General features: G+C 71.3%; 11 protein-coding genes. 3 read left to right on the forward strand and 8 right to left on the reverse strand.

The genetic code is table 11. The annotated features are described in order from the left end of the window. The first annotated feature begins 97 nt into the window (after positions 1–97). The gene (locus HA039_RS24860; protein WP_167033573.1) at positions 98–1,315 is read left to right on the forward strand and encodes an MFS transporter; all 1,218 of its coding nucleotides are present in this window, start codon (positions 98–100) and stop codon (positions 1,313–1,315) included. Positions 1,316–1,856: 541 nt separating this feature from the next. Here HA039_RS24860 and HA039_RS24865 read toward each other — a convergent pair. The 5 genes from HA039_RS24865 to HA039_RS24885 form a co-directional block, all read right to left on the reverse strand. Beyond that, on the reverse strand, positions 1,857–3,617 hold the full coding sequence (locus tag HA039_RS24865; protein ID WP_208298708.1) for an NAD+ synthase: 1,761 nt from the start codon (positions 3,615–3,617) through the stop codon (positions 1,857–1,859). A 653-nt stretch (positions 3,618–4,270) separates the two neighbouring features. Beyond that, positions 4,271–4,690 (reverse strand): CBS domain-containing protein, encoded by a 420-nt coding sequence (locus HA039_RS24870; protein WP_167033575.1) that lies wholly within the window; start codon positions 4,688–4,690, stop codon positions 4,271–4,273. Positions 4,691–5,037: 347 nt separating this feature from the next. Next, positions 5,038–5,694 (reverse strand): DUF305 domain-containing protein, encoded by a 657-nt coding sequence (locus HA039_RS24875; protein WP_167037570.1) that lies wholly within the window; start codon positions 5,692–5,694, stop codon positions 5,038–5,040. A 20-nt stretch (positions 5,695–5,714) separates the two neighbouring features. Continuing rightward, a complete protein-coding gene (locus tag HA039_RS24880) occupies positions 5,715–6,362 on the reverse strand; it encodes a DUF3105 domain-containing protein (RefSeq protein WP_167033577.1) in 648 nt (215 codons plus the stop codon). Positions 6,363–6,527: 165 nt separating this feature from the next. After that, positions 6,528–6,902, reverse strand: coding sequence for a hypothetical protein (locus HA039_RS24885; RefSeq protein ID WP_243869732.1), 375 nt, complete (start codon positions 6,900–6,902; stop codon positions 6,528–6,530). 159 nt (positions 6,903–7,061) lie between these two features. Here HA039_RS24885 and HA039_RS24890 point away from each other — a divergent pair, with 159 nt between their 5' ends. Both HA039_RS24890 and HA039_RS24895 read left to right on the forward strand, forming a co-directional pair. Further along, the gene (locus HA039_RS24890) at positions 7,062–7,742 is read left to right on the forward strand and encodes a MarR family winged helix-turn-helix transcriptional regulator (protein ID WP_167033581.1); all 681 of its coding nucleotides are present in this window, start codon (positions 7,062–7,064) and stop codon (positions 7,740–7,742) included. Between the two features lie 229 nt (positions 7,743–7,971). Next, a complete protein-coding gene (locus HA039_RS24895; RefSeq protein WP_167033583.1) occupies positions 7,972–9,333 on the forward strand; it encodes a glutamine synthetase family protein in 1,362 nt (453 codons plus the stop codon). Positions 9,334–9,479: 146 nt separating this feature from the next. On the opposite strand, the gene HA039_RS24900 is transcribed toward HA039_RS24895, so the two are convergent. The 3 genes from HA039_RS24900 to HA039_RS24910 form a co-directional block, all read right to left on the reverse strand. Further along, positions 9,480–9,623, reverse strand: a complete 144-nt coding sequence (locus HA039_RS24900; protein WP_167033585.1) for a hypothetical protein — start codon at positions 9,621–9,623, stop codon at positions 9,480–9,482. Between the two features lie 464 nt (positions 9,624–10,087). After that, the gene (locus tag HA039_RS24905) at positions 10,088–10,945 is read right to left on the reverse strand and encodes a GNAT family N-acetyltransferase (RefSeq protein ID WP_167033588.1); all 858 of its coding nucleotides are present in this window, start codon (positions 10,943–10,945) and stop codon (positions 10,088–10,090) included. 71 nt (positions 10,946–11,016) lie between these two features. Next, positions 11,017–11,538 (reverse strand): pyridoxamine 5'-phosphate oxidase family protein, encoded by a 522-nt coding sequence (locus HA039_RS24910; RefSeq protein ID WP_167033590.1) that lies wholly within the window; start codon positions 11,536–11,538, stop codon positions 11,017–11,019. Positions 11,539–11,555 lie beyond the last annotated feature (17 nt).

Here is an 11,555-nt window from a genome sequence, read left to right on the forward strand (position 1 = left end):
CGTCTGAGAGACTTTGTTCAGCCGAGGTACTTACTCGCTGGCGTCTTCTCGTCGTCCCCCTTCCCTCGTCCCGCTTCCCCGGAAAGGCCCTCCTTCCATGCCCTTGGCGCTACTGGCCCTCGCTGTAAGTGCCTTCGGTATCGGTACCACCGAGTTCGTGATGATGGGCCTGCTGCCCAACGTCGCGGACGACCTCGGTACCTCCGTACCCACCGCCGGCTACCTCGTGTCCGCCTACGCGATCGGGGTGGTCCTCGGCGCCCCGCTCCTCACCGCCGTCGGCTCCCGGATCCCGCGCAAGCGGATGCTCCTGCTCCTGATGGGGTTCTTCGTCGTCGGCAACCTCGCCTCCGCGCTCGCCCCCGGCTTCGGCTGGCTGCTGGCGGGCCGGCTGCTCGCGGGGCTGCCGCACGGCGCGTTCTTCGGCGTCGGCGCGGTGGTCGCGTCGCGGCTGGTGGAGGAGGGGCGGCAGGCGAGGGCGGTGGCGACGATGTTCCTGGGCCTGACCGTCGCGAACATCGTGGGCGTCCCGGCCGCGACCCTGCTGGGCCAACACCTCGGCTGGCGCGCCACGTTCCTCGTCGTGACCGTGATCGGCCTGGTGGCGCTGGCCGCACTGGCGAGGCTGGTCCCGTACGTACCCCTCGACGCGCACCAGAGCCTCGGCCGGGAGCTGCGTGCCCTCGGGAACCGTCAGGTGCTGCTCGGCCTCGCCACGGCGGTCTTCGGCTTCGCCGGGGTCTTCGCGGTGTACTCGTACCTCGCCTCGATGACCACGGAGGTCATGGGCTTCGGGGAGTCGTCGGTGACGGTGGTGCTCGCGCTGTTCGGCATCGGCATGACGCTGGGGGCGCTGGCGGCGGGGCCGCTGACGGACCGGGCGCTGCGGCCGACGCTGTACCTCTCGCTCGCCACGCTGGCGGTGGTGCTGGTCGCGTTCCGCTTCACGGCGCACGTGCGGTGGGCGGCGCTGGTGACGGTGGTGGTGCTGGGCGCGGTGGGGTTCCTGACGACGACGCCGCTTCAGATGCTGGTCATGCGGAAGGCGAAGGACGCCCCGACGCTGGCCTCGGCCTCCAACCACTCGGCCTTCAACCTCGCCAACGCGGGCGGCGCGTGGCTGGGGGGTGCGGCGATCGCCGCGGGGTGGGGGTGGATGTCGCCGGCGCTGGTGGGGGCGGTGCTGGCGGTGGTGGGGTTGCTGATCGCGCTGGTGGCGGGGCGGATGGACGCGTCCGGGGCGGCGCGGGGGCCGCGGTCGAGGCTGGTCGCGAAGGGCACCCCCCACCCCCGAGAACCGGCCTCCACCCACTGACGCGCCCCACGCCTCGTCCTCAATCGCCGGACAGGCTTGCGGGGACGCCCAACTGTTCAGGGCGCTGCGCCCGCCCGCCGCGCCTTGTCCTCAATCGCCGGACAGGCTTGAGAGGGCGCCCCGCTCGTCAGGGCGCCGCGCCCGCCCACCTCACCTCGTCCTCAATCGCCGGACGGGCTCGAACGGGCGCCCAACCCGTCAAGGCGACGCCCGCGCCCGCCCCGCTCCGTCCTCAATCGCCGGACGGGCTCAAGGAGGCGCCCAACCCGTCGGGAGCACGCGCGGGCATTGTCAGCCCGTCCGGCGTTTGAGGACGGACCGCAACCCGGTCGGAGCCGAGCATGACCAGCACCCCAGCCGCCCCCAGCCCGTCCGGCGCTTGAGGACAAACGGTCACCCCGGCGGCCCCGGGCTCGACCAGCCCGCCTCAGCCCGCGCGCCCCGGCGAAGGACCCCCCCAGCCCGTCCGGCGCTTGAGGACAAACCGGCCCGCGGACCGACCCGCGCCGCACGCACCCCCGCCCAGGCACCCCCCACGCCCTCACCCCGAAGGGGCCTCCCGCCACCGGTTCGTGATCGGCAGCCGCCGGTCCTTGCCGAAGCCCTTCGCCGAGATCTTCGTCCCCGGCGGGTACTGCCGCCGCTTGTACTCCGCCACGTCCACCATCCGCAGCGTCCGCGTCACCAACTCCTCCTCGAAGCCCGCCGCGACGATCGCGTCCTTCCCCGTGTCCCGGTCCACGTACAGCTCCAGGATCCGGTCCAGGACGTCGTAGTCCGGCAGCGAGTCCGTGTCGACCTGCCCCGGACGCAGTTCCGCGCTCGGCGGCTTGCTGATGGAGTTCTCCGGGATCGGCGGCACCTGCCCCCGCTCCTCCGCCGCGCGGTTGCGCCACCGTGCCAGCCGGAAGATGGTCGTCTTGTAGACGTCCTTGATCGGCCCGTACGCGCCGACCGAGTCCCCGTACAGCGTCGAATACCCCACCGCCAGCTCGGACTTGTTGCCCGGCGCCAGCACGATCTGGCCCTCCTGGTTGGAGACCGCCATCAACGTCGTGCCGCGCAGGCGCGATTGGAGGTTCTCCTCCGCCAGCCCCGTCAGGCCCAACGCGTCCATGTACGCGTCGAACATCGGCTCGATGACCACGGTGCGCAGGTTGAGGCCGGTACGGCGGGCCAGTTCCGCCGCGTCGTCCTTGGAGTGGTCCGAGGAGTACTTGGACGGCATGGAGATGCCGTACACGTTCTCCGCCCCCACCGCGTCGCACGCGATCGCCGCGACCAGCGCCGAGTCGATGCCCCCGGAGAGCCCGATCAGGACGGACCGGAAGCCGTTCTTCGCCGCGTACGCCCGCAGGCCCACCACCAGCGCCGAGTAGATCTCCTCGTCGTCCTCCAGCCGCTCCGCGTACCCGCCGGACAGTTCACGCTCGTACGCAGGCAGCGGCTCCTCGGAGAGGACGACGTGGTCGATCACCAGCCCGTCGTCCACCACACCCGACGGCGGCGCGGCGGGCGCGGCGGGCAGGTCCAGATCGAGCACCACACAGCCCTCCGCGAACTGCGGCGCACGCGCGACCACTTCGCCGTCCTTGTCGACGACGATCGAGTCCCCGTCGAAGACCAGCTCGTCCTGGCCGCCGATCATCGCGACGTACGCGGTGGTGCAACCGGCCTCCTGGGCGCGCTTGCGCACCAGGTCGAGGCGGGTGTCGTCCTTCTCCTTCTCGTACGGGGAGGCGTTGATGGAGATCAGCAGCCCGGCACCGGCGGAACACGTCGCCGGGACCCGCCCGCCGTCCTGCCAGAGGTCCTCGCAGATCGCCAGCGCGATGTCGATGCCGTGGACCCGTACGACGGGGAGGGTGTCGCCCGGCACGAAGTACCGGAACTCGTCGAACACCCCGTAGTTCGGCAGATGGTGCTTGGCGAACGTCAGCGCCACCTCCCCGCCGTACAGCACCGCGCCCGCGTTCTGCGGCGCGCCCGCGGGCTGGCCGTACCGGGGCTGGGCCTTCTCGGAACGGTCGAGGTAGCCGACGATCACCGGCCGGTCCCCGAAGCCCTCGGCGTCCAGGCGCCCCGCGAGGGCGCGCAGCGCGTCCCGGGAGGCCTCGACGAAGGACGACCGGAGGGCCAGGTCCTCGACGGGGTAGCCGGTCAGCACCATCTCGGGGAACGCGACGACATGCGCCCCCTGCTCGACGGCGTGACGGGTCCAGTGCACGATCGCCTCGGCATTCGCGGCGAGATCGCCGACGGTCGAGTCGATCTGATTCAGAGCGAGGCGTAGTTGAGGCACGGGACCAGTGTAATCGTCTTTCTGACGCGATGTCGTCCGCCGGGGTACGGATGTGTCGGGCCCCACTCCACCACCGCCGCCCACCCGACGCGGGGGCCCGCCTTGCGGCACGGGGCGGGCTCACGGCGTGGGCCGGGTCGCACTCTGGTGGGGGGCGGGGGCGACGCCCGCCCGGCGCGATACCCCACATGGTGCGGCTCTGCCCCACACCCCGGGCCCGCCTCATGGCGCTGGGACCGGCCCCAGCCCGGCGGCGACGCCCGCCTGGCGCGGGTCAGTGGCGATACCCGCCTGGCGCGGGTCCGGCTCGTGCTCCGGGTCCGACTCACGATGCGGGGTGTTTCCGCTCCGGCGGCGGATGGCGTCACGCTGCGGGGCGGTCCCGCTCAAGCGGGGTGACGCCCGCTTGGGCGCGGGTCCGCCTGACGGCGTGGGTTCGCCCTGCGCTGCGGATTCGCGCCACGCCCTGGGGTCTCCTCACGCCGCAGGGCGTGCTTGCCTTGCGGGCGCGGGCCGAGGGTGTGCGTGATGCGGTACGGGGCGGCCGTATCTGCGGCGGGGGCGCTCGTGGTTTTGTCGGGCGTGCTGAGCCCCGTACCTGGGCGTACGCGGACATCGGCCGCCTACGCCCACCTCGACCGCCCCGGTCCGCGTCAGCCGCGTGCGTACACCTGCTCCACCCACGCGCCCATCTGCGACTCGGTGAGGTGTCGGGCCAGGTCAGCCTCGCTGATCATGCCGACCAGCCGCTTGTCCTGGATGACCGGGAGCCGGCGGATCTGGTGGCTCTGCATCTCCTGGAGCACCTCGCCGACGTCCGCGTCCGAGTCGATCCAGCGCGGAGTGCCCTGCGCCAGGTCGCCCGCGGTGATCTTCGACGGATCGTGGCCCATCGCCACGCAGCCGACGACGATGTCGCGGTCCGTGAGAATGCCCGCGAGCCGCTCGTCCTGGTCCGCGATGAGCAGCGACCCGACCTCCATCTCCCGCATCAGCTGCGCGGCGCGGTCGAGGGTCTCGTGGGCGGGGATCCACTGGGCCCCCGGGTGCATGATGTCCTTGGCGGTGGTCATGGGGTCGTACCTCCTGCGTGCCCTAGCCGTACTCCCCGAGCCACCCCCATTGTCAGGGGGCCGTTCGGATGACGCGACCGCGCGGGAGCGGGGGTAGCCGTAGCCCGGACCCCGTACACCGGGCCTCGGCGCACAGCGGCCGGACAGCGACGGGCGGGCCGCCGGGACTAGGACGAGAACCCCCGCCCGTACCCGACAACCCGCCCGGTGATCCGCCTGGCAAGCCCGCGCCCAGCGGACCCCGCCCGGCGCCCAGCCCGACGACCTGCCCGACGGGCGCGCCCCCAGGACCCAATCCGACGACCGCGTCCGGCGACCCCGCCAGGCAGCACCACCAAAGCTTCGCCTCACCCCCGAGGCTTCGCCCCCCGCTCCCTCAGCAGATCCGCCATCAGCCGGATCTCCGACCCCTGCGCCGTGACCATCCCCTGCGCGAGGTCACGCTCCGTACCCGCCGCGCACAGGTCCACACACCCCTGCGCCATCATCACGCCACCCTTGTGGTGGTCGGTCATGAGCTGGAGGTACAGCACCTCGGCCGCCTTCCCGCGCGCCGCCCGCAGCCGGTCCAGCTCCGTGGTGGTGGCCATGCCTTCCATCAGCGCGCCGTCGTGCGGCTCGAACATGGCGTGGCCCGCGCCCATCCGCATGTCCATCGGCATCCACGCCATCGGCTCGATGCCCGACTCGACCTTCGGCAGCTTCCACATGTCCAGCCAGCCCAGCAGCATCCCGCGCTGGTTCGCCTGGGTGTTGGCGATGTCGTACGCCAGCCGGCGCACGTCCTCGTCGTCCGTGTTGTCCCTGACGATGAACGACATCTCCACCGCCTGCTGGTGATGGAGCGCCATGTCCCGCGCGAAGCCGGCGTCGGGGGAGCCCGCCGAGGGGGTACGGGGCGCTCCCGTACCGTCGTCACGCCCCGCCGACGCCACCGTCGCCGCGCCGGCGAAGAGCAGCGCCAGCACGACGGCCGCGATCGCCGCCCACTGCGTACGGTTCACGGAGGCCACGACCCCGAGCCTCACTGCGCGCCCATTCCACCCGTGCAGGCGGCACCCGGCTCGGGGGTCTGCGCGCCCTGCACGTACTTCGTCAGGAACTGGTCCACCCGCGGGTCCGACGCCTTGTCGACCGTGAGCTGCTTGCCCCACGCGCTCAGCATGATGGTGCCGGCCTGGTCCTTGTACGGGCTCATCAGCGTGTACGAGGTCTTCTCGACCTTGTCGCTCAGCGCCTTGACGTCGGCTTCCGAGGCCTTGTCGTTGTACGTGACCCAGACCGCGCCGTGCTCCAGCGAGTGCACCGCGTTCATGTCCGGGATCGGGTCCTTGTAGACGTCCCGGTCGCAGTTCATCCAGACCTGGTTGTGGTCACCGCCGACCGGCGGCTTCATCGGGTACTTGACCGCCGTGGTGACGTGGTTGCGCGTGAGCTTCTTGGCGTCCCAGGACTTCTCGCCCTTCACGGGCTCCTTGGCGGCGGCCTGCTCCTGTTCCTTCTGGTCGGACTCCTTGTTCAGGATCACGGCGCCGAACCCGACGAGACCCGCCACGACCACGGCGCTCACCGTGATCGTGATGATGCGACTGCGCCGCTCGTGAGCCTGTTCGGCGCGGCGCATGCTCTCTATTCGGGCCTTGCGCTCGGCGGACTGGGACTTGGAAGCCATGGTGTCTGTCCTTCTGGGGGTGACTGCGTACGTACGTGACGGGGGCGTTGATCTCGTGAACCCGCGCGCGTTCGCCGTCTCGCCGGGGTACGGCGTGGACGTGCCGGACGGCGGATGTCGGATGCCGGATGGCGTACGGCGGACCGCGGCGGATTCCGGTCCGGACTAGGTCCGCAGTACTTGAAGGACGTGGAGGTCCGGTGCGCGGGCCCGCGCACCGGGGCGGGGGAGCCGGCCGTCGGGGGCCGTCGGTTCGACGCGCGGGTGCGGGACTCCGGAGGCCAGCGGCGCGGCCGGCGGCGGTACGGTGAGCACGGCCGGGCTCAGGTGCGGGAAGTAGCCGCAGTCGTTGCCGTCGTACGGGCAGCTGTACCGGGCCACGGGCTTGTTCACGGGCGTGAACGGGGCGGCGGCGCGGTGATGGCCGACTCCGGCGGGGCCCCGGGCGGACTCGCCGTCGGCCCCCTCGCCGACCTTGTCGACGCCCAGACAGACGAAGAGCGCGGCGAACAGCGTCGCCATGGCACTCAGCAGTGCCATGGGACGCGTGATGCGCGTGCGGCGGGCTCCCCCCATGAGCGCAGATCGTAGTGCGTACTACCCCGGAAGCAGCAGTGCGGAGCGGCTTCCGGCCGAGGAACGGGCCGACGGTCCCACCCGATGCGGTACGAACCGGGCGCGGGCGCGGTACAAAGAGGCATGGCCGACCCCGCAGACCCACCCCGCCGAGCCGGCCACCCCCCCAACCCGCCGGCCACCCCGAACCCGCCGGCCACCCCCAACCCGCCGGCCACCCCGAACCCACCCCACCCGGGCACCCCGGCCCCCGATCAGGCCGGGTCGGTCCAGAGCGACGAGAGCGCCACGGACCCGGCCCCCGGCGACGTGGACGCCGTGACGCATGCCGTGCTCGCCGCGTCGCGGGTGCTCGTCGGCATCTCCGTGCGGGCGTTGGAGGTCGTCCCCGACCGGGTGACGCTCCCGCAGTACCGCCTGCTGGTGGTCCTCGACACCCACGGCGACGCCAAGCTCGTGGAGGTCGCCGAGCGGCTCGGCGTGAACCCCTCCACCGCGATGCGCATGCTGGACCGCCTGATCGCCGCGGGCCTCGCCGCCCGGCGGAGCAACCCCGCCAGCCGCCGCGAGACCCTGCTGCGGCTCACGCCGGACGGCCGACGCCTGGTCGACGAGGTGTCGGCCGCCCGCCGCCGCGAGATCACGACGATCGTCGAGCGGCTCCCGCCGGAACAGCGCGCCCACCTGGTCACCGCGCTGACCGCGTTCACCGAGGCGGGCGGGGAACCCGCGGACCCGGTCGGGGACGCGGAGCCGTACCCTCTGGGCTGGTCGGACACCCACACCAGACCCGGCGACGCCTGAGCCGACCGCGCGCCGCCGCCACTCCCGCAACAGGAGCGTTGTCGGAGGTACCGGCGTACCCGCCGAGCAGGCACTATGGGGCAGAGACCCGTACATCCGCGCGACGGAAGGCGTTGGACCGGGGTTCGCAACGCGCCGGAAATCGTGTGGTGGGATGCTCGTGTGCCCCAACGTGCCCCTCGGCATGGGAGCAGGTGGCCTGACCAGCAAGGATGGGTAGGACAGCGATATGGACAAGCAGCAGGAATTTGTGCTCCGCACACTGGAGGAGCGCGACATCCGCTTCGTACGCCTCTGGTTCACCGACGTGCTCGGCTTCCTGAAGTCGGTCGCCGTGGCGCCCGCCGAGCTGGAGCAGGCCTTCGACGAGGGCATGGGATTCGACGGCTCGGCCATCGAGGGCTTCGCCCGCGTGTACGAGTCGGACATGATCGCCAAGCCCGACCCGGGCACCTTCCAGATCCTGCCCTGGCGCGCCGAGGCCCCCGGCACGGCGCGGATGTTCTGCGACATCCTGATGCCCGACGGCTCGCCGTCCTTCGCCGACCCGCGCTACGTGCTCAAGCGGATGCTGGCCAAGACCTCGGACCTCGGATTCACCTTCTACACCCACCCCGAGATCGAGTTCTTCCTGCTGAAGGACAAGCCGCTGGACGGCTCGCGGCCCACCCCCGCCGACAACTCCGGCTACTTCGACCACACGCCCCAGAACGTCGGCATGGACTTCCGCCGCCAGGCGATCACGATGCTCGAATCCATGGGAATCTCCGTGGAGTTCAGCCACCACGAGGGCGCGCCGGGCCAGCAGGAGATCGACCTCCGTTACGCGGACGCGCTGTCCACGGCCGACAACATCATGACGTTCCGTCTGGTGATGAAGCAGGTCGCGCTGGAGCAGGGCATCAACGCGACGTTCATGCCCAAGCCCTTCTCGGAGTACCCCGGTTCGGGCATGCACACCCACCTGTCCCTCTTCGAGGGCGACCGCAACGCGTTCTACGAGTCGGGCGCCGAGTACCAACTCTCCAAGGTGGGACGCTCCTTCATCGCCGGCCTGCTCAAGCACGCCGCGGAGATCTCGGCCGTCACCAACCAGTGGGTCAACTCGTACAAGCGCATCTGGGGCGGCTCCACCCGCACCGCGGGCTCGGGCGGCGAGGCCCCCTCGTACATCTGCTGGGGCCACAACAACCGCTCCGCGCTGATCCGGGTCCCGATGTACAAGCCCGGCAAGACCGGCTCGGCCCGCGTCGAGGTCCGCTCCATCGACTCCGGCGCCAACCCCTACCTGACCTACGCGGTCCTCCTCGCGGCGGGCCTCAAGGGCGTCGAGGAGGGCTACGAACTCCCGGCCGGCGCCGACGACGACGTCTGGGCCCTCTCCGACGCCGAACGCCGCGCGATGGGCATCGAACCCCTCCCGCAGAACCTCGGCGAGGCGATCTCCCTGATGGAACGCAGCGAACTGGTCGCCGAAACCCTCGGCGAACACGTCTTCGACTTCTTCCTCCGCAACAAGAAGCAGGAGTGGGAGGAATACCGCAGCGAGGTAACCGCCTTCGAACTCCGCAAGAACCTCCCGGTCCTGTAAGAGCTTCCATGACCCGGGCCAGTGGGGAAATGCCACTGGCGCCAGCGGTCTCAGTGTCGCGGGCTGCGAACCGCGTGGCGCGCGAATCTTGGAACGGCTCCGGCTCCCGCACCGACTGGTGCGGGAGCCGGAGCCACATGCGTTCGTCAGTCGCTGCTTTCCTTCCGGGCGTCCTCCGTGGCGTCCTTGACGATGTTCGCTGACGGGACGCGCGACATGTCCCAGGGTTCGTCCCGCATCTCGCGCATGTCCCGGTCGAAGGAACGCAGTTCCTGACGAAATTCACGCACGTACGAAGCCGCGCGCTGAACCAGAAAGATCACGTGATTCCCTCACGTGCCCCCGAGCGGCCCTCCGGGCATTTCCCGGCGGTACCGCCGCCCCAGGCGGGGACGGGTGGGTGGGGGCGCTACCTCACGCCGTCAGGGACGGAGCGGGAGGGAGGGCGTGGAAAGTGGTGGCGGAAAGCCGTCCAGGAAGAATGTGACGACTATCCGCGAGAGTGCCCAGACGGATATTGCAGCGAACATGCCAACAATTAGCATTACCGCGCGCGGCTGGAGAACGAACAGAGCCGGGTCGAACAACGTAGCCCCCTTTCGATGGTGCGAGACCCTAGCAGCTCAATCTCGAACTGCCTCATCTTCCAGGTCAGTTCTTGATCGTGAGGCCAGTAGGCCCATGCCTCGCGTAGAGGCCGTCCACAGTTCCCCGCGTACGTCTTTCGCTGCTGGGCGTTTGAAATGGTGGGGGGTCAGGTTTCCATGGCCGTCGCCGTGGGGTGGAAGCCCAGGCGGGTGTAGATGCGGGCTACTTGGGGGTCTGTGGCGCTCAGGAAGATGGTGTGGGCGCCGCGGGTGCGGGACTCTTGGATCAGGGTTGCGGTTACTGCCAGGGCCAGGCCTCGGCGGCGGGCCGTGGGGAGGGTGGCCACGGCGCAGATCTCGGTGATGCCGTCGACCACTCCCGGCAGCAGGCCCGAGCTGAGGGCGATGCCGTTCTCCACCGCCGCGACCAGGGTCGTACGGCCCTCGCGGATGCGCATGGCCATGAGGGTGATCGCCGTGGCGTGGTGCTCCTCCGCCTCGGGGAGTTCCGCCGGGCCGACCTCGCCCACGTGGGTGCCCAGGTTCGCGAAGGCCAGGTGGGCGGTGGCCACCGCGCTGGGGAGCCAGGGGGCGTCCGGGGTCACCGTGAGGATCTCGACGCCCTCGGGGGTGAGGTCGGCCAGGGGTGGTGTCGGGGCGTTCTCGGGGAGCACCAGGAGCGGGCGGGGTGTGACCGGCAGGTCCGTCGCCTCCACCGCCGCGCGCAGGTCCGGGGCCGACTCGTGGACCCACTCGAAGCTCTCCGGGAGGCCCAGTTCGCGCTGGCGCGCCCGGACGGCCGCGACATCCGCCGGGGTCACCGGTCGGCCCCGCCAGCCCCGCGTCGGGCGGGCCTGGAGCGGGCTGCCCCCGTCCTCCCGTACGAACAGAGTCAGCGGACCGAAGTCCTCCGCCCGGCCCACCCGGCGGGGCAGGGCGTCCAGGTAGTGGTCGATCCGGTCGAGGGCGGAGGGATGGGTGGGGGAGGCCGGTCGGTTCGTGGGGGGCGCTGCGTGTTCTGTCACCTCGGAAGCACATCATCGGGGGGCCGTTGCCGACCAGTGATTTCCAGTGAGGGGAGGGGAGGGCCGCCCCGTCAGAAGCGCCAGCGCGTCTGGCTGTACGGCGCCTTGCCGAAGCCGAACGCCGTGCGCGGCGCGACCTCGTGGACCACGGCCACGTTCCCCCGGTCGCCCGCGAAGCCGCCGTCCCGTACCTCGAAGTGCCAGTCGGCCCCGTACTTCGCCTCCCACGCCCCGGCCAGCGCGGTCAGCCGCGCCTCGTCCGTCACGCGGACCGCCGTGCCCTCGACCACCAGGTCACAGCCCCCGGCGAGCGCGTTCGTGCCGGTCGTCAGGACCACCTCCGGGTTCGCCGCGAGGTTCCGGCTCTTGCGCTCCTCCGCGCCGGTGCAGAAGTACAGCGCGCCGTCCGCCCACACCGCCAGCAGCGGCGTGACGTGCGGGCGGCCCTCGGGCCGTACCGTCGTCAGCCAGAACAGCTCCGCGGCCGTCAGCAGCGCCACCGCCTCCCGCCAGGGCGTGGCCGTCGCCCCCGGCTCGCCGTAGCGGGTGTCCAGTTCCTCCGTGCGGGGTTCGGTCGGTTCGATTCGGGCCATCGTCTGCTCCTGGTTCG

Source organism: Streptomyces liangshanensis (assembly GCF_011694815.1).
Classification (GTDB): domain Bacteria; phylum Actinomycetota; class Actinomycetes; order Streptomycetales; family Streptomycetaceae; genus Streptomyces; species Streptomyces liangshanensis.